General features: G+C 37.9%; 27 protein-coding genes. 24 read left to right on the top strand and 3 right to left on the bottom strand.

Features of this window, described 5'->3' with window-relative positions; translation table 11 throughout:
- Positions 1–20 precede the first annotated feature (20 nt).
- Together MVE01_RS02055 and MVE01_RS02050 are read left to right on the top strand one after the other, a co-directional pair.
- Positions 21–656, top strand: coding sequence for a tetratricopeptide repeat protein (locus tag MVE01_RS02055; RefSeq protein WP_472560498.1), 636 nt, complete (start codon positions 21–23; stop codon positions 654–656).
- Between the two features lie 3 nt (positions 657–659).
- The gene (locus MVE01_RS02050) at positions 660–884 is read left to right on the top strand and encodes a hypothetical protein (RefSeq protein ID WP_472560497.1); all 225 of its coding nucleotides are present in this window, start codon (positions 660–662) and stop codon (positions 882–884) included.
- Positions 885–958: 74 nt separating this feature from the next.
- On the opposite strand, the gene pdxA is transcribed toward MVE01_RS02050, so the two are convergent.
- Positions 959–1906, bottom strand: a complete 948-nt coding sequence (gene pdxA, locus MVE01_RS02045; protein ID WP_472560496.1) for a 4-hydroxythreonine-4-phosphate dehydrogenase — start codon at positions 1904–1906, stop codon at positions 959–961.
- Positions 1907–1990: 84 nt separating this feature from the next.
- The gene (locus MVE01_RS02040) at positions 1991–2773 is read right to left on the bottom strand and encodes a pyridoxine 5'-phosphate synthase (RefSeq protein WP_472560495.1); all 783 of its coding nucleotides are present in this window, start codon (positions 2771–2773) and stop codon (positions 1991–1993) included.
- A gap of 167 nt (positions 2774–2940) precedes the next feature.
- Here MVE01_RS02040 and MVE01_RS02035 point away from each other — a divergent pair, with 167 nt between their 5' ends.
- From MVE01_RS02035 to MVE01_RS01930, 22 genes are read left to right on the top strand one after another with little or no spacing between them, the layout of a single operon-like run.
- The gene (locus tag MVE01_RS02035) at positions 2941–3852 is read left to right on the top strand and encodes an NADPH-dependent FMN reductase family protein (RefSeq protein ID WP_472560494.1); all 912 of its coding nucleotides are present in this window, start codon (positions 2941–2943) and stop codon (positions 3850–3852) included.
- Between the two features lie 8 nt (positions 3853–3860).
- Positions 3861–5006 (top strand): beta-ketoacyl-ACP synthase III, encoded by a 1146-nt coding sequence (locus MVE01_RS02030; protein ID WP_472560493.1) that lies wholly within the window; start codon positions 3861–3863, stop codon positions 5004–5006.
- Positions 5006–5416 (top strand): DarG family dialkylresorcinol biosynthesis protein, encoded by a 411-nt coding sequence (locus MVE01_RS02025; RefSeq protein WP_472560492.1) that lies wholly within the window; start codon positions 5006–5008, stop codon positions 5414–5416. Before MVE01_RS02030 ends, MVE01_RS02025 begins: the two co-directional genes overlap by 1 nt.
- Complete coding sequence (gene darH, locus MVE01_RS02020) at positions 5409–6407, top strand: BtrH-related acyltransferase DarH (RefSeq protein ID WP_472560491.1); 999 nt, start codon at positions 5409–5411, stop codon at positions 6405–6407. The genes MVE01_RS02025 and darH overlap by 8 nt, the downstream gene beginning before the upstream one ends.
- Complete coding sequence (locus MVE01_RS02015) at positions 6408–7124, top strand: ABC transporter ATP-binding protein (protein WP_472560490.1); 717 nt, start codon at positions 6408–6410, stop codon at positions 7122–7124.
- Positions 7105–8262: an ABC transporter permease gene (locus tag MVE01_RS02010; RefSeq protein ID WP_472560489.1), complete on the top strand. Its 1158-nt coding sequence runs from the start codon at positions 7105–7107 to the stop codon at positions 8260–8262. The genes MVE01_RS02015 and MVE01_RS02010 overlap by 20 nt, the downstream gene beginning before the upstream one ends.
- Complete coding sequence (locus tag MVE01_RS02005; protein ID WP_472560488.1) at positions 8262–8528, top strand: acyl carrier protein; 267 nt, start codon at positions 8262–8264, stop codon at positions 8526–8528. Before MVE01_RS02010 ends, MVE01_RS02005 begins: the two co-directional genes overlap by 1 nt.
- A complete protein-coding gene (locus MVE01_RS02000; RefSeq protein ID WP_472560487.1) occupies positions 8521–9642 on the top strand; it encodes a beta-ketoacyl synthase N-terminal-like domain-containing protein in 1122 nt (373 codons plus the stop codon). Before MVE01_RS02005 ends, MVE01_RS02000 begins: the two co-directional genes overlap by 8 nt.
- Complete coding sequence (locus MVE01_RS01995) at positions 9639–10442, top strand: hypothetical protein (RefSeq protein ID WP_472560486.1); 804 nt, start codon at positions 9639–9641, stop codon at positions 10440–10442. Before MVE01_RS02000 ends, MVE01_RS01995 begins: the two co-directional genes overlap by 4 nt.
- On the top strand, positions 10439–11527 hold the full coding sequence (locus MVE01_RS01990; protein ID WP_472560485.1) for a beta-ketoacyl synthase N-terminal-like domain-containing protein: 1089 nt from the start codon (positions 10439–10441) through the stop codon (positions 11525–11527). The genes MVE01_RS01995 and MVE01_RS01990 overlap by 4 nt, the downstream gene beginning before the upstream one ends.
- Positions 11528–12175, top strand: a complete 648-nt coding sequence (locus MVE01_RS01985; protein ID WP_472560484.1) for a beta-ketoacyl synthase chain length factor — start codon at positions 11528–11530, stop codon at positions 12173–12175.
- A 21-nt stretch (positions 12176–12196) separates the two neighbouring features.
- A complete protein-coding gene (locus MVE01_RS01980) occupies positions 12197–13711 on the top strand; it encodes an HAL/PAL/TAL family ammonia-lyase (protein ID WP_472560483.1) in 1515 nt (504 codons plus the stop codon).
- Entirely contained in the window at positions 13708–14400 is a 693-nt protein-coding gene (locus MVE01_RS01975) for an SDR family oxidoreductase (RefSeq protein WP_472560482.1), read from the top strand. The genes MVE01_RS01980 and MVE01_RS01975 overlap by 4 nt, the downstream gene beginning before the upstream one ends.
- Positions 14401–14406: 6 nt before the next feature.
- Entirely contained in the window at positions 14407–14952 is a 546-nt protein-coding gene (locus tag MVE01_RS01970; RefSeq protein ID WP_472560481.1) for a hypothetical protein, read from the top strand.
- Entirely contained in the window at positions 14927–15667 is a 741-nt protein-coding gene (locus tag MVE01_RS01965; RefSeq protein ID WP_472560480.1) for a lysophospholipid acyltransferase family protein, read from the top strand. Before MVE01_RS01970 ends, MVE01_RS01965 begins: the two co-directional genes overlap by 26 nt.
- Positions 15652–16128 (top strand): hypothetical protein, encoded by a 477-nt coding sequence (locus MVE01_RS01960; RefSeq protein ID WP_472560479.1) that lies wholly within the window; start codon positions 15652–15654, stop codon positions 16126–16128. Before MVE01_RS01965 ends, MVE01_RS01960 begins: the two co-directional genes overlap by 16 nt.
- Entirely contained in the window at positions 16125–18209 is a 2085-nt protein-coding gene (locus MVE01_RS01955) for an MMPL family transporter (protein WP_472560478.1), read from the top strand. The genes MVE01_RS01960 and MVE01_RS01955 overlap by 4 nt, the downstream gene beginning before the upstream one ends.
- Before the next feature lie 21 nt (positions 18210–18230).
- Positions 18231–19376, top strand: coding sequence for an AMP-binding protein (locus tag MVE01_RS01950; RefSeq protein ID WP_472560477.1), 1146 nt, complete (start codon positions 18231–18233; stop codon positions 19374–19376).
- A 58-nt stretch (positions 19377–19434) separates the two neighbouring features.
- A complete protein-coding gene (locus tag MVE01_RS01945) occupies positions 19435–19689 on the top strand; it encodes a phosphopantetheine-binding protein (RefSeq protein WP_472560476.1) in 255 nt (84 codons plus the stop codon).
- Between the two features lie 15 nt (positions 19690–19704).
- Positions 19705–20061 (top strand): hypothetical protein, encoded by a 357-nt coding sequence (locus tag MVE01_RS01940; RefSeq protein WP_472560475.1) that lies wholly within the window; start codon positions 19705–19707, stop codon positions 20059–20061.
- A 1-nt stretch (position 20062) separates the two neighbouring features.
- Complete coding sequence (locus MVE01_RS01935) at positions 20063–20401, top strand: thioredoxin family protein (protein ID WP_472560474.1); 339 nt, start codon at positions 20063–20065, stop codon at positions 20399–20401.
- A 54-nt stretch (positions 20402–20455) separates the two neighbouring features.
- Complete coding sequence (locus MVE01_RS01930) at positions 20456–21793, top strand: argininosuccinate synthase (protein WP_472560473.1); 1338 nt, start codon at positions 20456–20458, stop codon at positions 21791–21793.
- A 3-nt stretch (positions 21794–21796) separates the two neighbouring features.
- Here MVE01_RS01930 and MVE01_RS01925 read toward each other — a convergent pair whose 3' ends face one another.
- Complete coding sequence (locus MVE01_RS01925) at positions 21797–22312, bottom strand: hypothetical protein (RefSeq protein ID WP_472560472.1); 516 nt, start codon at positions 22310–22312, stop codon at positions 21797–21799.
- Positions 22313–22358 lie beyond the last annotated feature (46 nt).

Below are 22358 nucleotides of genomic sequence, written 5' to 3'. Positions count from 1 at the left end.
TATTAACTTTTGGAGAATATATGTCTACTTTTCAACTTTTACTTTTAGTGCTTGCAGGAGCAATTTTTTACCTCTTCTTTAAGCAACTTTTTTCAGGAAGTTTTCCCAAACGTGGTGTGGATTTCGAAGCCAAAAGGGCAGATGAACAGATAGGTGGGATCAACCGTCCTGATAAAACATTCTCTACCCCTGCAGTGCAGCCAACACGTATGGAACAACTTTTAAAAATGGCAGATGCTGCCATAGAAAAAGAGGATCTGCAAGAGGCAGAAAAGGCACTCCAAAGTGCACTTATTTTAGATGAAAACAGTATTGAAGCACTCCAAAGAAGCGGTTATGTAGCCATGCAGCAGAAAAAATACCAGGAGGCGAAAGAGTATTTTGAAAAAATACTTTCTCTGGATGAGAGTGATGATATGGCGCATGCCTCTTTAGCCAATGCTCTGCATCAGTTGGGTGATGAAGAAGGTGCTAAACAACATCATGAAAGAGCTATTGCTCTAGACCCTGAGTATGCACCACATCATTTCAATTATGCCAACACACTTTATGATCTAGGATGTAAAGAAGAAGCATTGATTGAGTATAAAAAAGCTTTTGCACTGGACAGTGAACTGGAAGTTGCCAAGAAAATGATCAAAGAATTATCGGAGTAGATGATGAGTAATGCATGTTTTGTAACCCAGACTGCAACCAAAGAGATACTTTTACGTGTCACGAATGTATGTGGTGAATGTTATAATGATATTAATGAAGGCGATACGATCCATTATGATATGCAGAATTACCGCTATCTTTGTGATTGTTGCAAGGAGAAGCTCTGCTCACAGATGAATGAGGAGTGTGAGATCGTGAGAGAAGAGGATGTTGGGCTTTTTTGTTAAAGTGATCTTTCTCAATACTTTTTTTAGGTTTTTCTTTGTTCCTTTTCTTTTGATGTATTAGTTTCTTCTTATTTTTAGTTTTCTCTTATGTATTTTATTGCATTTAAATAGCTTAGATTATTTAATTCAATTCTTTTGTATGCAATATCAAATGCTGTACCGTGGTCTACAGAGGTGCGTAGGACAGGTAGGTTTAGGCTTACATTAATGCCTTCGTCAAAGTAGAGGGCTTTAAGTGGTGCTAAGCCCTGGTCATGATACATGGCGATATAGTGTGTGTAGTTTTTACGAACATTTGGGGTAAAAGCTACATCGGGCACCATGGGTGTAGTGAATAGTGAATAGTGAATAGTGAATAGTGATGGTATTTCTTTTTTTAGAATAGTTGTTGCGTTGTTTATGGCTTTTTGGATGATAAGTTCTTCATCTCCAAGTACCCCATTATCTCCAGCATGGGGATTCAGCCCCAGTACAGCTACGGTTGAAGTAGGTTTGGCAGTATGATAAAAATCTATCAAAAAGTGTGTCAGATCCTCTTCGTTGATGCTACTGGCTACCTCTCTGAGTGGGATATGCTCTGTAAAGAGTGCTACATACATCTGGGGGCATCCAAGCATCATAATTGCCTTTGCATCAAAAAAGTCACGCAGGGCATCGGTATGACCTTTGTAGTTTATACCTGCTACTTCCCATGCTTTTTTGTTGATAGGAAGGGTGCATATGGCATCAACTTCTTTTTCTTTAGCAAGTTCCACGGCTTTCACAAAAGAGGCATAGGCATACGCACCACTCTCTTTACTAACTTCTCCTGCCTCTATCTCAAAATATGGAGCGATGTTTTCGATGGTTTGAAAATCATCAGGGATAGTAAGCCCTAGTTTCTTGGCAGCTTGTTCTAACATAATTTTATCTATGCAGTACATAGGTGAAACTGTTTGTGAAACAGTATCATGGTTTTCTAGGGCTAGTTGTATGCCTATACCGTTAAGATCACCAATTGAAATAGCTATTTTTTTCTTCATGTTTTCCTCGTAGGGTGTTGTGCCCTTACAACACCAAAAAATAAAATATTAAAAAGGTGTTGTAGGGGCACACAACACCCTACCTTACCTGATCAATTTTGCTCTCATATCCAAAATCGCTTGTTCCAAACCCACATAAACAGAACGTGCAATAATGCTTTGTCCAATGTTTAACTCTTCTATGGTCTCTATCTCTACGATATCACTGACATTTTGCATATTCAGTCCGTGGCCTGCTGCAACTCTGAGTCCAAGTTCCATAGCATCACAACTGAGAAGCCGCAGGTTTCTGAGTTCATCATCTAGCATTTGTTTAAGCACTTTACGCGAAAGCTCCAGTTCAGGGATGCTGTGGTGTGTTTTGGCAAGATTGGAGTAGAGCATCGTATGAATATTGGCATATTTCCCGGTATGAAACTCTATCCATTCTACATGCAGATCAACTGCAGCTCTGACTGCATCAAGGGTAGGGTCTATGAAGAGTGAAACTTCTATTTCCTCTTTTTGCAGCCTTTTTATTGCAACTTTAAGTTTAGGCTGTTCTCCTGTGACTGCAAGTCCACCCTCGGTCGTTACTTCCTCACGTTTTTCCGGTACAAGTGTGACACGATGTGGTTTGAGTTCACAGGCAAGGTCTATCATCTCTGAAGCAATGGCGCACTCAAGGTTTACAGGTAAAGTCGAGAGTTCTATGATGTTTTTTGCGTCACTGTCCTGCATATGACGTCTGTCTTCACGTAAATGTATAGTAATTTGGTCTGCACCTGAGCGTTTACAGATGCCAAGTGCATCCAAAGGGTCAGGATCTGCTACTTTTCTGGCTTCTCTTAAAACTGCGATGTGGTCAATATTCACGCCTAATAACATAGTTAAAACTCCAATGAGTAAGATTCGTTTGATTATATCAAAAGGTTTGTATGATTTAAATATATCATATCATCAAATATCTTTCCTTTCTCAATGCTGCCGTGATCGTAGCATAAAATTTTAATGATCTTTGTTGTATAATATTATGAAAAATAATGGGACTATAATTGAAAAAAGTTTTAGTACTTTACTATTCTCAGTCGGGACAGTTGGGGAGTGTAGTTGAGAGTTTTATCTCTAAGTTGGCGGATGAAAAGATCAAGGTAGATGTGAGAAGAATAGAACCAGTCGAGACCTATCCTTATCCATGGTCGTTTTATAAGTTTGCAGATGAGTTTCCTGAAGCTGTACAGATGGATGGTTGTAAAGTAAAGGAACTTGAAAATCTTGAAGAGAGTTATGATCTGATTATTTTGGGATATACGATCTGGTTTTTAGCTCCATCTACGCCTATAGTCGGTTTTTTGAAGTCAAATCAGGCTAAAAGAATATTAAAAGACAAACCGGTTGTCACACTGATCGCATGTCGTGATATGTGGGTTATGGCCCAAGAAAAGATGAAGGGGCTTTTAAGAGCCGTAGATGCACGGCTCTTAGACAATGTCGCTTTGACGGATCAGGGAAAGGGTATCTACTCTTTTGTGACCACGCCAAGATGGCTGCTTACGGGAAAGAAAGATGCATTTTCTATCTTTCCTCCTGCGGGGATCTTGCCAAGTGAGATAGAGGCAGCTTCAAGATTTGGAGAACGTTTAAAGAAAGCATTAAAAGAAAACAGGGAAAAGCAGGGTGAACCTTTGCTTCAAAATCTGGGTGCGGTCAATGTTAATGGAAAGTTGATAGCTTCAGAAATGATAGCAACAAGAAGTTCTAAAATATGGGCTAAAATCATTAAGCTTTTTGGAAAAAAAAGAAGTTTTGGGCGCAGAGTCGGATTGACGCTCTATTCTGTTTTTTTGGTTTTACTGGTCTTTACCGTTGTACCGTTAAACATCTTAGTGAGAAAAGTGTTGAATCTGTTTCAAGAAGAAAAATTGAAAGCACTGGAAGTAAAATATGAAAAGCCAAGTGGCAGATAGGAGTTGAGGTGAGGGAAGTATATATTAATAAAATGGCAGCATTTTTTCCAAATGAACCGGTAGATAATGATCATATAGAAGAAGTTTTGGGTATGGTAGACGGCAATCCCTCTTTGGTTAAAAGGATCGTACTCAAATCCAACAAGATCAAAACAAGATATTATGCTATTGACCCTGTGAGCAATGAGACAACACATTCTAATGCACAAATGGCGGCAGCGGCTATTGAAAATCTTGAAGATGCGGGATTTGATATAAATAGTGCTGAAGTGTTGGCATGTGGAACGACAACCCCTGATCAGTTATTGCCGGGGCATGCACTGATGGTACATGGTGAGACAAATCTGAAACCACTGGAAGTGGTGAGTATAGCAGGGATCTGTCTCAGTGGCTTGATGGCACTTAAATATGCCTACAATGCCATCAAATCGGGAGATATTGAAAGTGCTATTACCACAGGCAGTGAGAATGTATCTGCTTCTATGCGTGGAAGGAATTTTGAGCCTGAAGTGCAAAGCAAGGTAGAAATGGTCAGACGTAATAAAGAACTGACTTTTGAAAAAGATTTTTTACGATGGATGCTCAGTGACGGAGCCGGAGCCATAGGTACAAGCAGTAAACCAAACAGTGACTCGCTCTCTTTGCGGATCGATAAAATATTTTCAAGATCCTATGCCAGTGAATTGGAAACATGTATGTATTCAGGTTGTGAAAAACTGAAAGACGGTACAACCAGAGGGTATAGAGAATATGTACCTGAAGAGTGGCTCACAAAATCTATCTTTGCAGTAAAGCAGGATGTAAAGCTTTTAAATGCAAATATCTTGGAGTATACAGTCTACAAACCACTTGAAGAGATGCTTCAAAAAGAGATGTTCAAACCTGAAGAGATAGACTGGTTCCTTCCGCATTACTCATCAGGGTATTTCAGAGATAAGCTTTATGATACGATGAAAGATGTCGGATGTGATATTCCTCAGGAGAAATGGTTTACAAATCTTGAAACCAAAGGAAATACCGGTTCAGCTTCTATTTATATTATTTTGGAAGAGCTGTTCAATTCAGGTAAGATCAAAAAAGGTGAGAAACTTTTATGTTATATTCCTGAGAGCGGACGTTTTTCTACAGCGTTCATGTTGTTAGAGGCTGTTTAATGGATATTAACAGCGTTCCTCAGGATAATAGCGAAACCTATGCAAATATGAAAAAAGCTATCTATGCACGAGACAAAGACGGTAAAATGCAAACGGTAGGCTCAACTGGATGGGAAGTCGAAGAGATCGCTACCAAAGCAGCACTTGAAGATATAGAAAAGAGTATTGAGAATGCATATGAAGAGGTAAAGGCAGGAAGAAGATCCCCGCTTTACTATCATATGTATGATGCTAGGATGGATCTGCTGGTACTAGCACAATCTACAGGTTTTTTTCAATGGACGATCAAGAGACACTTCAAACCGGAGATATTTAAGAAGCTTAGTGAAAAGAGACTGTTGGCGTATTGTGATGTGCTAGGTAAAAGACTGGATGAAATAAAAACGATACCCAAGGACAGAGATGAATAATTTTGAGCATACACACCACGCACATTGTGAAAGTGGTGTTGTCTCTTCCATGTTAAGGCATCATGGAGTGAACCTGAGTGAACCCATGGTCTTTGGACTTGCCAATGCATTGAATTTTGCCTATATTCCTTTTGTAAAGATAGGAGGCATGCCGCTGATTGCTTACAGAAGTATGCCAAAATCTATTATTAAAAACATACAGAAAAACCTGAAGATAGAGATGAAACTTGAGAGATTTTCTTCTAAAGAAAAGGGTGAAAAAAGGCTTGATGAACTTTTGGAAGAGGGAAAAATAGTAGGAGCTCAGAGTTCTGTCTATTGGCTTGAATATTTCCCCAAAGAGATACGTTTCCATTTTAATGCACATAACCTGTTGATCTATGACAGAGACGGAGATGAGTATTCCATTAGTGACCCCGTTTTTGATAAAAGTGTCACCTGTTCGCGGGCATCTCTTACCAAAGCACGTTTTGCAAAAGGTGTGATGGCACCTAAGGGCTTACTCTATTATCCGGTCTCTGTGCCTAATGAGATCGATCTTAAACCGGTTGTTACAAAAAATATAAAAAAGATCGCAAAAACGATGCTGGGTACACCAGTACCTATTGCCGGACTGCGTGGTATGAGGTATTTGGCAAAATCGATTTTAAAACTGGAATCCAAAGAAAAAAAATATGCCAAACTTTTTCTTGGGCATATTGTCAGGATGCAGGAAGAGATAGGTACAGGCGGTGCAGGATTCAGATTTATGTATGCTTCCTTTCTTCAGGAAGCAAGTGAACTTTTTGAGAATGACCCTATCTTGGCAGAAGCATCAAAGTTAATGCTTGCCGTGGGAGATGAATGGAGAGAGTTTGCTCTTATGATAGCAAAATCAATTAAGTCAAAAAATCCGATAGATTACAGGGCTATTTCGGATAAACTGATGCACATCAGTGAGAATGAAGCTAAAGTATATAAAAAAATGCTCGAATTCAAGGCAGCTGTTTAAATGCTCATCAAAGTATCGAATGTGACTAAAAGATATGGTGATATCTTAGCATTGGATGGGCTCTCTTTAGAGATCAAAAAAGGTAGAATATTTGGTCTTTTGGGTGTAAATGGTGCAGGGAAAAGTACACTTTTGTCCGTATTGAACGGTTTAACAGATATTGATGAAGGCAGTGTAGAAATTTTTGGGCTTGATCTTAAAAAAAAGATTCGAGAAATTAGAAATATCAGCTCCATCGTACCTCAAAATCTGGCTTTTTACGAAAAACTTACTGTCAAAGAGAATTTGGAGTTTTTCTCCAATGTACAACAGGCATCCAAAGAGAATTTTGCCAAAGCTATAGAGATCAATGATCTCTCAAAACTTTTGAATCAGGAAGCTTCAACCCTTTCAGGCGGACAGAAAAGAAGACTCAATATGGCAATAGGACTGTTGAATGATCCGAAGATCATCTACTTTGATGAACCAACCGTGGGGATAGACCCTAAAAGCAGGAATGATATTTTAGATTCCATAAGATCTTACAAAGATCTTGGGATCACCGTTGTTTATACCAGCCACTATATGAATGAGATCGAGAAGATATGTGATGATGTTGCTGTCATAGCAAAGGGAAAACTGATCGAACAGGGCACACTTAAAGCGATACTGCAAAGTAAAAGTGAAACACTTGAAAAACATTTTTTAGCATTGACCAGTGAGTCTCAAGATGTTTAGTGCATTGGTGAAAAAAGAGTTTATTCTTGTACTTAGAGACAAGCAGGCACTCATGGCACTTTTTGTCATGCCGGCTATTTTTATTTTGATCATGTCTGTTGCCATGAGAGATATTTTTTCCCAGGAGAGTATCCATTTTAATACTGCGATTGTAGATTTGGATCAAAGCAGTATCAGTAGAACCCTTACAAAAGACATCAGGAAGAATAAAAGTTTTCATCTTGTAGATCAGAATGAAGCGGAGTTTATTATTCATATACCAAAAGGGTATGGTGATGAACAAAACAGTGTAAAAAACCCTAAAATAGAGATACAGGTCAAAGGCTCTGCCAAAAGTGATGTGATAGAACTTTTTAAAGCAAAACTTCTTAAAGAGGTTGTTGACTTGAAATTAGGCATCATTACTGAACGTTTAAGTGAATTCTCTGATGAAGCGGCAGCTGCAGTCGGTTCTGTAAAACTTTCTACAGATGCACTTTTCGATCTGCGTTACAATGAAAAAAAAGAGGTACCCAATGCTACACAGCAGAGTGTTCCGACATGGATCGTATTTGGAATGTTCTTTATTGTCATCCCTATGTCAACGATCTATATCAATGAACGAAAACAGCATACATTGGCAAGATTAAACTCTATGAATGTCTCTGCATTCTCTATCACACTTTCCAAAGTTGTTCCTTATCTATTTATTGCACAGATCCAGGTTTGGGTAATGATAGCTGTAGGAATGTTCATTGTTCCTTTGTTTCATACCCCTGCCTTGGAGATAAATGGCTCTGTAGCCGGACTTACATTCCTCTCTTTTGCACTGAGTGTTGCTGCTGTCGGGCTCTCCAGTCTCATAGCAGTTACAGCAAAATCTACAGAACAGGCAACAACCATAGGTGGTATATCCAACATACTTTTAGGCTCCATAGGCGGTGTGATGGTTCCAAAATTCTTTATGCCGGAATCTATGCAGACCCTGGCAAATATCTCTCCTATGTCATGGGGACTGGATGGATTTCTTGATATTTTTTTAAAAGGCGGGGATTTTTCAATGATCTTAAATGAATCGTGTATGTTACTGCTTTTTGGTGTTATCTTGTTAATCCTATCTATGATACTATTACGCAGAAGATTAAACAGGGGAATTTGATGGATTTTGAAGCATTAAAATATGATATAAAAGAATTAATAATACAAGAGTGTGAAAAAGAAGATATTACCCCTGAAGAGATAGATGATCATGTGATGCTTTTTTCAGATGAGAGTGGATTGGAGTTGGATTCACTGGATGCACTGCAAATTTCAATGGGGCTTTTAAACAGATACAATGTAAGATTGGGAGATTCTAAAGATTTTAGAAGAACTGTCACTACGATTGATGCCTTGGCAAAGTATGTAAGTGAGCATAATGGCTAAAGTAAACATTTTAAAGTATGAAGTTAATGCTTCACAAGGAAATTTGCAGCAAACTTTAAATGCCATTAAAAATGACCGGATAGTCAGATCAATTAAAAAAATACAGGCATCCATGGAAGAGGTAGAGATTCCCTATTATCTTCTTAAGGAAGAGATCAAGCAGGAACAAAGAAGTATTTATCATGCTATGAGAGATATGCTTCTAAAGCTGTTACCGGAAGAGAGTAATCGAAGCCAAACAGCATTGATTGTCGGAACCTCTTTGGTAGATTGGCATCTTGTTGATGCGATCAATGCTACCGTCTATGATGATGAAAAAGAACCTTACACTTCCCAAAAACAGAGTATTGATTCTTACGCAAAAGAGCTCTCTAAAGAGTTTGGTCTCAATGATTTTACCATGACCATAAATACTGCATGTACTTCAAGTGCCAATGCACTTTTGGAAGCATCGAATATGATCAATATCGGATTGTTCGAATATGCCATTGTTATTGGAGTAGAGATATTCTCTCCTATTATGAGCAGCGGATTTTATGCGATGGATCTTATTGCAAACGATATCGTAAAACCGTTTGATATTGACAGAGATGGGTTAATCTTAGGTGAAGCGTTAGCTGGAATAGTACTTGGTAAAGATGATACAAAATGGTCATTGGAGGGTGGTTTCAGTAACTGTCATTCTCAAACGATCACTTCTGTAAGCCAAAGTGGTGATGAGTGTGTAGAAGTGATGCAAAAAGCACTGCAAAACTGTGGTGTAGAAGCAAAAGAGATCACTGCACTTAAAGCACATGCCACCGGTTCACACAGTAATGACCTGGCAGAACTCAATGCCATAAGCAAAGTGTTTGAGCCTTCCCTGACTTTTACAGCATTAAAACCTTATGTAGGACACACCATAGGAGCCTCCGGGGTACTGGAGATCGCTCTGTTGATGGCAGCTGTAGATGAAGGGTTCATTCCTAAAACATATTTTTGTGAAAAACCGATACTTCCTGAATACAGACCGATATCTGAGCATAAAAAGTGCGATAGAGGACTTTTTATGTGCAACTATTTTGGTTTTGGCGGTAACAATATTTCATTGATCATTAAAAAAGAGTTATCATGAAAATGTATGTTAAAAACTATAGCAGCTATCGCAGTGACCAAGAAGCTGTAGATATTAAAAAAGTTTTAAAGCAGAAGTATCAGCTTGATACAAGAAGACAGGATGATTTCATTCATTTGGCACTCTATGGAGCTCAATTGTTAAAAGAAAAAACAGTGATCCATGCAGATGATGAGCTTTATGTCACAAGTGGTTACGGGGATGTAGATGTAGTACAGCGTACCAATACCTATGTCAATAAGGAAAAACAGGCTGTCAAACTATTTGATTTTATTAACCTCTTGGGAAATACTACAAGTTATTATATTGCTAAATCATTGAATATAAGTGGTAAAAATATATTTCAAATTTCAGATCATTTTACTTATATAAATTCACTTATTTCATTGTATGCATCAATAAAGAATAGCCAAAAAGATGCTATACTATGTGCTATAGATCTAACGAGCAACCCTACAGAAGTTAGTAAGAGGGTTTTGGGAGTGAATGAGGAGATAGAGGTCATCAGCAGTGTGAATTATCAAAAATTTTCACTTGATGCCAGGGATGCCGTAGCAGAAGTGGAGTTTGATATAAGAACATACAATTTAGATGAAATAAATGCCATCTTAAAAGAAGAGAACAGAAATATTTTAACCTCTGTACGATGTATGGAATTAGAGAAGTCTAAAGAGCCAAAACTTTTCGAAACCATGGCCAGTTACGCTTTAAATGATGCGATGAAAAAAAATGAAGATATGGTCTATATAGATTGTTTTGAAGAAAAATATAAAATATTAAAAGTAAAGAGTTTGAGATGAATGCCTATATCAACACGTATGAATTGTTATGTGATGCAGGAGATACAAAAAGTTTAATGGAAGCTATCTATAGTAAAGAATCCGCACTTGTGATCGACAATTCTTACATTGAAGATGCATCAGCAGGTTTGGGAAAAATGGAATATGAAAATATTTTCACTGCGATGGATGAAGTGACAGCAAAAGTACTCAAAAATTCAAATCTTGAAAATTTTCATAATACTTTACTTATTTTAGGTTCATCTGTGGGTGGAATGCAAGAGTGTGAACAGATTTTCTACAGTGAAAAAAGTTTTAAAAATATAGATTCAAATAGATACTCTATGAATGCACTGACTGATCATCTTATGAAAAAATTTCATTTTTATGATACAAGGGCACTCTCAACAGCATGTACTTCAAGTGCAAATGCTCTGTTGTTAGCAAAGCGCCTCATAGAGGTAGAGGCCTACGACAATATTTTAGTTATGGGAGTAGACGGGTTATGTTATTCAACTGTACTGGGTTTTTATGCATTAGGTGTATTGTCTGATAAAAGATGTACTCCTTTTGATACACATAGAAACGGTATGAATGTTGCTGAAGCGGTGAGTGCACTTTTGATACAAAATGTAAAACAGGATAGCTCGATAGAACTTAAAGGGGCAGGTGCAAGCAGTGATGCTTACCATATGACCAACCCTGACCCTGAGGCAGGGGGAGCTATTGCCTCCATGAAAAATGCTATGGCTGATGCTGGTCTTGAAACAGATGAAATTGATTATATCAATGCACATGGTACTGCGACGCTTGCCAACGACAGGGTTGAATCTTTGGCCATTGAAAAGCTTTTTGGTAAAAGTGTTTATGTGAGCTCAACCAAGGCGATCACTGGGCATACTCTGGGTGCAGCGGGAGCAGTAGAAGCGATTGTCTCATGTGAAGTGTTAAAACGCTCTATGATTCCGCCTCAAACAGGCTTAAAAGAGCTTGAAAATCAAAATATTAATGTACCTCTTCAAAGTATCGAAACGGATATTCAAAATGTGATGAGCAACTCTTTTGCTTTTGGCGGGAATAATACCTCTATTGTTTTGGGAGTTTAGATGAAAAAAGTAGCGATCAAGATCACAGCTTCAGCAAAAGTATATGCTCCTGTTAAACTGGAAGATCTGGAAGAAAAAAGAATCGTACCTAATATGATGGTACGTCGCCGTTTGACACGAAATGCCAAAGTGATGCTTTATTTGGCTGACAAATGTGCTGCAAACAATGGTAAAGTAGTTTATGGCAGTTGTTACAGTGAACTTGAAGAGACTGCCAATATTGCAAATTCTGTTTTAATGAAAGAGTTACCCTCACCCATCTCTTTTCAAAACAGTGTCTACAATACAGCACCATCGTATTTTTCACTTATTCATAAAGATCAAGATGAGATTATTACAGTCTCTTCAGGAATGAAAACATCCTTGGATACACTCAAAACTGCGGCATTACAGGCACTGGTCTCCGGAGAAAAGATTTTTTGTGTGGCTATAGAGTGTATCAATATTAAAAATATAGATGAGATAAACAGGTGCACAGAGTATCTTGAAGCAGGTGCAGCAATTGTGTTGGAAATAGCCCAAAACACAGAGGATGCAAAAGAGTTGGAAGATATAGGTATTCCGGGTGTAATAGACTCTTTGCAAGATCTTATGTGTGTAGTCATGATGCATGAACAGGGAACAGAAAAAATCCTGGTTGAACTTTAATTTTAGGGGAAAATAGAAAAAATGATAATAGATAACAGTGTTGCAAGTTATGAAAAATTTACGCATAATGAAAAAATAAGACTGAGCAGTGATCAAAAGTTTATTGATTTTATTAATGAAGGACACCAGTTCTTACTTGATCAAATACGTGATGGAAGACCTATCTATGGTATTACAACAGGATATGGAGAAGCTGGAAGCAATTATGCTGCATTTGAAGAGGCAGAAGAGCTTCAAAAAAATCTTTATCGCTTTTGCGGTGTGGGTGTAGGTAAGTATTTGAGTGCCAATGTTGTGAAGATCATGCTTACAATACGATTGATAAGTCTCAGTAAAGGTAAAAGCGGCGTAAGTTACAACCTTTTAAAAAGGTTTGAAATACTGATTGAAAATGAGATCTATCCACTTATCCCATCACAGGGATCAGTCGGTGCCAGTGGTGATCTGGCTCCTTTGTCTTATATTGCAGCAGTGATAGCAGGTGAGCGGGAAGTCATCTATAAAGGTGAAGAGAGAAATACAGCGGATGTCTATCAAGAGTTAGGTATAGAACCTTATGTTTTCAAAGCAAAAGAGGCATTGGGTGTCATCAATGGAACAGCAGCGATGAGTGCTATTGCCATAGATGCCATACAGAAATTTGAACTTCTGCTTGAAAGTATGGAGAGTTTTGTCGCCTCCGTCTTTGAACTTCTACTTTGTGATACAACGCCATTGGAACCATTTGTACATGAAAGTAAACCATTTGATGGACAGATGAAGAGTGCAGCCAATATTTTTGCAAAATGTCAAAATTCAAAACTGACACATCAGGCATTTAGCAGATATGAAAATTTTCATTTGGAAAAAGAGCAGAATATCCAAGATAGATATTCCATTCGTTGTGCACCACAAGTTTTAGGGGTCGTACGTGATTCTCTGGAAGTAGCTAAAAAATGGATACAGACAGAGATAAACGGTGTGAATGACAACCCTCTCATTGATCATGTGAATCAGAAAATTTATACTTCAGGTAATTTTTACGGCGGATACATTGCACAGGCGATGGACAGTATGAGAGTTTGTGCCGGAAATGTAGCAGATCTTCTTGATAAGGAATTTGCACTTCTGATAGACCATAAATTTAATAAAGGTTTAGGTGAGAGTCTAAAGATCAATGAAAAATCTACACACCATGGTCTTAAACTGATTCAGGTAACACTCAGCTCATTGGCAGCGGATGTGATTATGAATACAACGGCTGCATCGCTGCATTCACGTCCTACAGAATCACTTAATCAAGATAAAGTAAGTATGGGAACGACGGCCGCATTGAACTTTGCCAAACAGCTTCCTGATCTAGCCAATATGCTTAGTATAGCATTTATTGGTATGGCACAGGCTGCTGATATTAGAGGGGTTGATCAATGTTCAGACTATTTAAAACAGAATTATTCACGTATTAGAGAAGTGGTGGATGTGTTGGTAGAAGATCGAAGAACAGACCTGGATATTCAGGCAGTGAATACACTATTGCTTAAAGGTGAATTGGCATGAATAAAGTTTTGATCACAGGAGCAACCGGAGCTATAGGGGAAGCCTGTGCCAGATATTTTCATAATAACGGATATTTTGTCTATCTGCACTATAGGAGTCAGGAAACAAAAGCACAAGCATTACATGAAGCGTTGGAGCATTCCCGGATCATCGGATTTGATATTACCAACAGAGAAGATGTCTTACAAAAGCTACAGGATCTTGAGTTGGATGTTCTAGTCAATAATGCAGGAATGACCAAAGACAATCTTTTCTTTTTTATGAGTAATGAAGAGTGGGAAAGTGTGATAGATACTTCAGTAAACGGAACGTATTATGTCACCAAAGCAGTACTTAAAAATATGATCCGAAATAAAAAAGGATCCATTGTTAATGTTGCTTCTATCTCTGGCATTGTAGGAAATCCGGGACAAACAAACTATTCTGCTGCCAAAGGAGCAATAATAGCATTTACCAAGGCGCTTTCTGCAGAAGTTGCACGTTATAAAATAAGAGTAAATGCTGTTGCCCCAGGGTTGATAGAGTCTGAAATGACAGAAGCACTAGATCTTAAAGAGATGAAAAAAACAATTCCACTTAAACGGATAGGCAGACCTGAAGAGGTGGCAGAGTCTGTTTTCTTTTTGGCAGATAAGGCGTCTTATATTACGGGTGAGGTACTCAATATCAGTGGCGGATTAGTAAGGTAACAGAATATGACCAATTTGTTTTCTATACTTTTTGCTCCTGTATTTGTCATACTGTTGCACTATTTTGAATTCAATTTAGTCGTTACCTTTTATCTGTTTGTTGCTGTGATATTTTTTATCTATATGCATTATAAAAAAGAGACCCTCAGAGATATGTTGATGCCTACTATCTATCTTATAGCATTGAGTATAGCCTATTATTACTCTTCTTTTTCTGTGGTTAAATTTGTACCTGTGACACTCTCTATTATCTTCTTTGCACTCTTTGTAGATGCGACACTGACTAAAAAACATATGATATGGGGATTTACAAAACAATTTTACAAAAAGAAACTTACAGAGGCTGAAGAGGCATTTGTCAAAAATGGTGATGGTTATTGGGCATGGGTTACTTTGATCAATACTTTGATACAGATCTTTGTGATCTATTACGGAGATGATCTGTTATGGGCATTCTATACTTCTATTGGTTGGTACATTCTGTTTTTTGTATCTTTACTTGCACAAATTATTTATGGGAAACTCTATGCTGTTAAAATGTATTATAGGTAGTTTTTCACATCTTCTCTTTTTTGGACTGATAGTAATTTCTCTGCCTGTTGCTGTTGTTATTTATGTGCTGATAAAGCCGTTTTTAAAAGAGCCTGAATATTTTTTTCAAAAAGGGTTTGCTCTGAGTAATAGAATTTTTTTCTTTCTGGTACCTAAGATCAAACTCCAGTTCGATCTTCAAAAAGATCTTCCCGAAAGTGCGATCTACCTCTCTACACACCAGTCTATTTTGGATTACCCTATACTTAGTCTGCTGATCAAAAAACATCTCATTGTTGCCAAGGTGAATTTGGGTGCCGTACCGTTTGTGGCATTCATTTCCAATCTTGTTGGTGTGAGATATTTTGCAGGGAAAAGTATAGACGAAGTGAGTAAAATATACCAAGAGTTCGAAGATATGTTGGTAAATAATAATAATATTATATTTTTCCCGGAAGGTACACGACATACAGGAAGAGACCTTGAGCCTTTTAAAAGAGGTGCTTTCAGGTTGTCCGTAAAGACAGAAAAACCTATTGTTCCTGTAGTCATAGAAGGATTGACACAAATCCTGCCTAGAAAGAGTTTCTGTTTTAGAACAAACAAAAAAACTGTGGTACATGTAAAAATTCTGAGACCTGTTTATCCTCAGGAATTTGACAGTGATATAGCATTGATGAAATATATACAAAAAATAATGCAAGAACAAAAGGACACATTATGCGATCTCTCTTAATATTGGTTTTTACGACATTTATTTTTGCAAATTCTTATGATTTTGATGAAAATAAATTTGTTTTTGCACTGGGGAATACATTCCATAAAGTAGGAAATATTACCTATACAAAAGAAAAAGCTACGATCACCTACAGTCATCCACGATACAAACAGATCGTTAAAGCGGATAATAACATAAGTATAGAGGGCAGTTCCGGGAAGAAGTACTACCTCAAAGGTAAAGCCCTCTCCCATACGAAAGCGTTCATAGATATTATGATACGATTGGGTCAATATAACGAGATAAAAGAGAATAAAGATTTTGATGTTAAAAAAGAAGGTGAAAGATATATTTTAACATTTAAAGGTGACTTGAAACGAATGCTGCCCAAAGCGGAAGTAGAAACACAAGGTACAAAAGTAAAAAGCTTTAAACTCTTTATGAACAATGGTGACACCCTTGAAATTGTGAAGAGATGAAGCATTTAAATCTCTTTATTTTCTTTATTTTGTCTGTGATCTTTTTGATCTTCTCTTCACAGATAAAATTTTCTACCAATTTCTTAGAAGTCTTTTTTTCAAAAGAGAGCACAACGCTTCTGAATGTCACTTCCAAACTGGGACTCTCGAATAACATATATGTTGCTAAAAAGGGTTTCAGTGATGAATCGCTGAAAGCACTTCGAAGCATAGCTGATAAACTTCAAAAAGTAGAAGGTATCTCGAAAGTACAACTCTCTGTGTCTCCCTCAAAAGAGCTTAGGGAGTATTATAAAAAGAACTATTACCTTCTTGCCGATTTCAATGATACGAAACTTTCTACACAGGAGATACATTATAGGTTACAGAGAGCCTATACTGCACTGCAAGAGGCATTTATATATATGCCATTAGATACCAATGATCCTCTGGGGATTTTTTCGGTTAAAGCCGGTGAAGATCATGCGTATTTAAAACTGAAAAATTACGGCTATGTCTTAAAAGCAAGTGTATCTGTCGATACATCTTCTGCAGCAGAAGCAAAACAACTTTATACTAAAGTAAATACACTTTTAAAAGATCATAAAGATCTGCTTGTCTATGCACCTTTTTTCTTTTTGGTTGAAAACTCCTCCTATATACGCAGTGATACGCAAAAGATCATTACACTGGCTACTGTGCTGCTGTTACTTCTTTACTTTTTCATGTTAAGGAACTACAGACTTCTGTTTCACACCATCATTGCGATAGGAAGTTCTGTACTTGCTGCTATCATTGCAAGTGCTTACATTTTTGGCAGTGTCAATATCATGGTACTTGCTTTTGGTATCAGTATTACAACTATCTCTATTGACTATATGTTCCATTACTATTTTCATGGAGATTTTGCTACAAAAGGGTTCATAAAACAAAAGAGGGTATTTTTTGGATTTTTAACGACATTTGGTGTTTTTGTGATCTTTAGTTTTATCTCTATCAGGCTTTTTTATGAACTTGCATTTTTTTCTGCAGTCTCTTTGTTGGTCGCTTATATATTGTTTAGCTGGGTATTTAGCTACCTGGAGATAGAAAAACCAAAGTTAGGTCAGAGTAAACATACTTTCAAAAAAGTGAACCCACTCTATGTGCTTTTTATTTCCTTTGTACTGTTTGGCTATAGCTATACACATTTGAAATTTGATGATGATCTTCGAAATCTTGACTATAAAAATGAGAAACTTTTGGCATTGTCACAACAATTTAGAGAAGGACTGATGCAAAGCAACTATCAGACTGTATTACTGCATGCCAGCACACAGGAGTTGTTGTTGGAAAAGTATGAGAAGGTTGAGAAAATGTATCCGGATATGCAGGGCATTGGAAAATTTCTTTTCAGCAGAGGTAAATGTGAAGCGCGTTTGCATCAGCTTAAAATGTATGATTTTGAAAAGGTCAGAGAGACCATACGAACCCAGGCAAAGAAAATCGGTTTTACCAATGTCTTTGAACATCTTTATGCAGGGTTGGAAAATATGAACTGTGACAGAATGCATGCTTTTGATGATATGGGCTTTAAAATAGTCAAAGAGAACAGCAGCTACTACACAGCAGTGTTTATTCCTAAAAATGAAACAGTGGCTAAAATGGAGGGGGTTGAAATACTGGATATTGCAAAGCATTTATCACAGGATATGCAGAACTCTAAGCAGACGATAGTAAAATTCATGACAGTTTCTATTGTTTTTATTGTTATGATGCTTGTTTTTGTCAGCGGTATTCATATTTTGTACCCTTTGGTCTATATTATTTTTCCGTTAAGTGTGGTACTCTTTTGTATTACATTTTTTGGAAAGATCAATATTATGCATCTGTTTGCGATGATCATACTTATAGCGATAGGCATAGATTACGGTGTCTATATGCACAGGACTACAACACAGACAGAGACCAGAACAGCTATTAAATATGCACTCTTGAGTACATTGGCAGGATTTGGGGTGCTGATATTCAGTCATACCGTTGCGCTTCATTCCATAGGGCTTGTGATCACTGTAGGAATAGGGGCTATTTTTATTTTACTTTGGGGAACATCAGACAGATGATACCCCACATTGGAGAGAGATATGAGAATATATGATATAGATAAAAAATGTTATGTGGATATTGTCAAGTATGACGATCCTGCAACAAAGGCAGAACAACTGGCTGATTCACTCTATTGCTATCAACATAATATTTTTAAAGTGGTATATGATCAGTCTCAACCGGCTTTAAAAAGTTATATAGCTACTTTAGATAATGCTTTGTTACATGAAGAGAAGATGCAGTGGCTCTTTTTTACATCGGGCACAACAGGAACACCGACAGGTGTCTATAAAACAAAGCAAAACTCCTATGAGCAGGCGCAGGCACTTATTAAAACATTCAAAGGGATGAAGTTTGACAGAGTAGTGACAACAGTTCCTTTTGTACATATTTATGGCATAGATATAGGGGGTGTGGTACCTTTTGAGTTAGATATAGATATTTGGGTAAAAGAGAATTTTTTACCTGAAGAGTTGGCCTTGGAAGCACAAAAGGAGCATACACTTGTTGTGACGACACCACTTTTTATCAAGGCACTCAACCGCATAAAAAAAGATGTAAAGTTCACTAATACACTTTTTCTCACTTCTACGGCACCGCTTCCGGCAGAGGAAGCAAAAGCTTTCAAAGAGCATTATGGTGCCAGTGTAATACAAATGTTCGCCTCAACAGAAACAGGATTGATCTCCTACAAAACAGATGATGAGACTATTCTTACTGCCTATGATATTGTGCAAGTTTCCCAAAACAACGATAGACTCTGTGTGAGTTCACCACTTGTGACAAAAAAGGTCATTAACAATGGTGTCAAAGAAGATATTATGTTGCCGTTTCAGACAGAAGATATTATTGAGATCGTCAATGAAAAGCGGTTCAAGCTTTTGGGTCGCAGTTCGAACTTGGCAAAAATAGCAGGCAAGCGGATTTCAACGATGCAGATAGAGTCTCTTATTGAGCATATTGAGGGGGTGGATGCTGTACTTATTAAGATCAGAAGAGATGACAAGGCACTCAAAGATGAAATTCTGGATATTTACGTAGAAGGCATTTATGTCTTAGATGCAAAAACAGTACGAGCAGAACTGAAAAAAGCATTAGGTACGATTCACATACCATTTAAGATACATAATAATATGAAAATTCTTAGAAGTTCAGTCGGTAAAAAAATAGGGATAGAACAGTAGTCCCATCAACTCAGCTTCATAGGGTATAATGTCAAAAATATTGCGCAGGAGTTTTACTTTGGTAACAACACATGATTTAAAAGAGAAGATCATAGCAGGTTTGGGTCTTGAAGATATGGAGCCTGATGAGATCGGTGATGATATGGCACTTTTTGGGGATGATGGCTTGGGACTTGACAGTGTAGATGCTATTGAGATCACGCTTATTTTAGAAAAAGAGTTTGGTGTAAAAGTCACCAATATGGATGAGAACAAAAACATCTTTGAAACACCGAACACTCTGGTAAATTACATTAACGAACAGAAAGCATAATCAGGTTTTCTTCTTATGTCTGATTTTGCTATTCCCCATCTTGCACCACTTAGATTTGTCAAGCGGCGGATTGAAGCAACGACTGAGGATGCAATCGTTGAAATAGGATTTGATGATGTACCGTCTCTTGGTATGCTCATTGAGGCTGCGACACAGAGTTCATCGGGTATTCTTAATGATGAGATCAATGGACGCATAGGTTTTTTGGTCACCCTTAAAAACATTAAACTTTTACAAACACCCTACACAACCACTTTTCAAGTAAAGATACATTTAGACCTTAAAGCAGACGATCTTCGTTATTTGTCTTTTACTATTTATGATGACACTGTACCTGTGCTAACTGGTTCTTTTGTCATAGTCCTTCAGTAGCATGTCTGAAAAAAAACTATTACCCATCAACGCATATAAAGACATTAAACATTACATAGGTAACGGGAAACCAGTCATTTTAGCCTTTGGTATGAGCCATTGTTACAGCTGTTTGGCGATGTCCAAGGTTTTTGCTGAAGTACTGCAAGAGCATCCGGAATTTCAGATCTATGCCATAGACGGACAAAAAGAACGTATCATTGCCCGCGATACCTACAAACTCAAAGAGATGCCGACACAGATCTTTTTTGATGCAGCAGGCAATGAAATATTTCGGCATACTGGAGCATATAAGAAGCCTGTGTTGGAGATTATTTTGAAGAAGTGGGGGTTTGTGTAGTCCTTAACCAAAATTACGCTAAAATCGCGACAATATTATTACAAGGCTTATATAATGGCAAAAAGAACAATTAAAAAAGCAGTACTGGCTTACTCTGGTGGGCTTGATACGAGTATTATTTTAAAGTGGTTACAAGACGAATATGCGTGTGAAGTAGTGACTTTTACTGCTGATCTTGGACAGGGGGAAGAGGTAGAGCCTGCGCGTCAAAAAGCGTTAGATATGGGGATAAAAGAAGAGAATATCTTCATTTTAGATCTGCGTGAAGAGTTTGTAAAAGACTTTGTATTTCCTATGTTTAGAGCCAATGCTATTTATGAGGGTGAGTACTTGCTTGGTACGTCTATTGCCCGTCCGCTTATCTCTAAAAAGCAGATAGAAATAGCACATGAGACAGGTGCTGATGCAGTCTCTCATGGGGCTACAGGCAAGGGGAATGACCAGGTACGTTTTGAGCTTGGATACCTTGCACTTGACCCGGACATTGCAGTGATCGCTCCATGGAGAGAGTGGGACTTGAATTCACGTACGAAGTTACTCGAATATGCTAAGGCACATGGTATTGACATTGATGGGAAAGGGCAGGCAAAGCCTTACTCTATGGATGCGAACCTGCTTCACATCTCTTATGAAGGTGAGTGGTTGGAGAACCCGTTCAATGAACCTGAAGAAGATATGTGGCTCTGGTCGGTGAGTCCTGAAAAAGCACCCGATGAGGCTGAGTATATTACCATTAGCTATGAAAAAGGTGACCCGGTAGCCATCAATGGTGAAGAGATGAGTCCGGCAACTATTTTGGAGACATTGAACACGCTTGGTAAAAAACACGGTATCGGACGTATTGACATCGTAGAGAATCGTATGGTAGGGATGAAAGCCAGAGGATGTTACGAGACTCCGGGTGGAACCATTATGCTTAAAGCTCATCGTGCCATTGAGTCTATCACACTTGACAGAGAAGAGGCTCATATGAAAGATGAGCTTATGCCAAAGTATGCCAAACTCATCTACAACGGACTATGGTGGTCGGCAGAGCGTAAGATGCTCCAGGCTGCCATAGATACAACACAAGAACAAGTACAGGGTGATGTAAAACTTAAACTCTACAAAGGGAATGTCATTGTAGTGGGTAGAAAGTCTGATCTTTCTCTCTACTCAGAAGAACACTCGACTTTTGAAGAAGATGAAGTCTATAACCAAAAAGATGCAGAAGGGTTCATCAGACTTAATGCACTTAGATTCATCATTGAAGGGAAGAAACAGCCTGAGCGTATAGAATCACTTATAGGAAACTATAATGAAGTTGAAGTATGTCACATTGAAACAGGATCGACTACGATCTGTCAAAAGATCAAAAGATTCTTTAAAAAGTTAGTTGGAGGAGAGGATTAGGATCTAGTCCAGCAATTTCTCCATTGCCTTCAAAACTTTTGAAGGCGAGAACTTTAAAAAACTTTCTCTGTAAAAAATACTCGGAATGATTTCCAGAAAAATATAAGCCACTATAAGCATAGGGTAAAAGACTTTGTATTCAAGTTTGAATGATTTGAAAGTATAGCGTTGCTTGAACCATTCCTGAGCACTTTTAAGACCATTGTAAACAAGCAGTACTTCCATGGCAAACATGGAACCCCATACAAAGTAGGTCATGCCTGTAACAAGTAAAGCCCCCTCTATGCCATACATACCCATGACAGCAGCCAGGAAAACAGCACCGTAAAGAGCAAATGAACCAAACCCTATTGTGGCAAAAATAACGAGTACAGAGAAAATGAAAAGCAGGCTTCCCATTAGGAAAAAGAGTTCAAGGAAGGTTTTTTGTTCTTGGAATGTTGGGCTGAAGTATGCACCTAGAAGGGTGATAGCGAAGATAGATAAAATAATAAAAACAAGAGAGCGATATTCTTTCACATCTATTCCTTTTTTATAAAGGGCAACCACGAGGGATTGCCCCTAC

This window comes from Sulfurovum sp., from assembly GCA_026990595.1.
In the GTDB taxonomy this organism is placed as follows: Bacteria; Campylobacterota; Campylobacteria; order Campylobacterales; family Sulfurovaceae; genus Sulfurovum.
This window is presented reverse-complemented; position numbering and strand designations above follow the sequence as displayed.

What these genes read in the sequence shown, in the direction of transcription:
- MVE01_RS02055 (WP_472560498.1), top strand. Translation starts at nt 21, where the DNA reads ATGTCTACTTTTCAACTTTTACTTTTAGTGCTTGCAGGAGCAATTTTT.
- MVE01_RS02050 (WP_472560497.1), top strand. Translation starts at nt 660, where the DNA reads ATGAGTAATGCATGTTTTGTAACCCAGACTGCAACCAAAGAGATACTT.
- pdxA (WP_472560496.1), bottom strand. Translation starts at nt 1,906, where the DNA reads ATGAAGAAAAAAATAGCTATTTCAATTGGTGATCTTAACGGTATAGGC.
- MVE01_RS02040 (WP_472560495.1), bottom strand. Translation starts at nt 2,773, where the DNA reads ATGTTATTAGGCGTGAATATTGACCACATCGCAGTTTTAAGAGAAGCC.
- MVE01_RS02025 (WP_472560492.1), top strand. Translation starts at nt 5,006, where the DNA reads ATGGATATTAACAGCGTTCCTCAGGATAATAGCGAAACCTATGCAAAT.
- darH (WP_472560491.1), top strand. Translation starts at nt 5,409, where the DNA reads ATGAATAATTTTGAGCATACACACCACGCACATTGTGAAAGTGGTGTT.
- MVE01_RS02015 (WP_472560490.1), top strand. Translation starts at nt 6,408, where the DNA reads ATGCTCATCAAAGTATCGAATGTGACTAAAAGATATGGTGATATCTTA.
- MVE01_RS02005 (WP_472560488.1), top strand. Translation starts at nt 8,262, where the DNA reads ATGGATTTTGAAGCATTAAAATATGATATAAAAGAATTAATAATACAA.
- MVE01_RS02000 (WP_472560487.1), top strand. Translation starts at nt 8,521, where the DNA reads ATGGCTAAAGTAAACATTTTAAAGTATGAAGTTAATGCTTCACAAGGA.
- MVE01_RS01995 (WP_472560486.1), top strand. Translation starts at nt 9,639, where the DNA reads ATGAAAATGTATGTTAAAAACTATAGCAGCTATCGCAGTGACCAAGAA.
- MVE01_RS01990 (WP_472560485.1), top strand. Translation starts at nt 10,439, where the DNA reads ATGAATGCCTATATCAACACGTATGAATTGTTATGTGATGCAGGAGAT.
- MVE01_RS01985 (WP_472560484.1), top strand. Translation starts at nt 11,528, where the DNA reads ATGAAAAAAGTAGCGATCAAGATCACAGCTTCAGCAAAAGTATATGCT.
- MVE01_RS01980 (WP_472560483.1), top strand. Translation starts at nt 12,197, where the DNA reads ATGATAATAGATAACAGTGTTGCAAGTTATGAAAAATTTACGCATAAT.
- MVE01_RS01975 (WP_472560482.1), top strand. Translation starts at nt 13,708, where the DNA reads ATGAATAAAGTTTTGATCACAGGAGCAACCGGAGCTATAGGGGAAGCC.
- MVE01_RS01970 (WP_472560481.1), top strand. Translation starts at nt 14,407, where the DNA reads ATGACCAATTTGTTTTCTATACTTTTTGCTCCTGTATTTGTCATACTG.
- MVE01_RS01965 (WP_472560480.1), top strand. Translation starts at nt 14,927, where the DNA reads ATGCTGTTAAAATGTATTATAGGTAGTTTTTCACATCTTCTCTTTTTT.
- MVE01_RS01960 (WP_472560479.1), top strand. Translation starts at nt 15,652, where the DNA reads ATGCGATCTCTCTTAATATTGGTTTTTACGACATTTATTTTTGCAAAT.
- MVE01_RS01955 (WP_472560478.1), top strand. Translation starts at nt 16,125, where the DNA reads ATGAAGCATTTAAATCTCTTTATTTTCTTTATTTTGTCTGTGATCTTT.
- MVE01_RS01950 (WP_472560477.1), top strand. Translation starts at nt 18,231, where the DNA reads ATGAGAATATATGATATAGATAAAAAATGTTATGTGGATATTGTCAAG.
- MVE01_RS01940 (WP_472560475.1), top strand. Translation starts at nt 19,705, where the DNA reads ATGTCTGATTTTGCTATTCCCCATCTTGCACCACTTAGATTTGTCAAG.
- MVE01_RS01935 (WP_472560474.1), top strand. Translation starts at nt 20,063, where the DNA reads ATGTCTGAAAAAAAACTATTACCCATCAACGCATATAAAGACATTAAA.
- MVE01_RS01930 (WP_472560473.1), top strand. Translation starts at nt 20,456, where the DNA reads ATGGCAAAAAGAACAATTAAAAAAGCAGTACTGGCTTACTCTGGTGGG.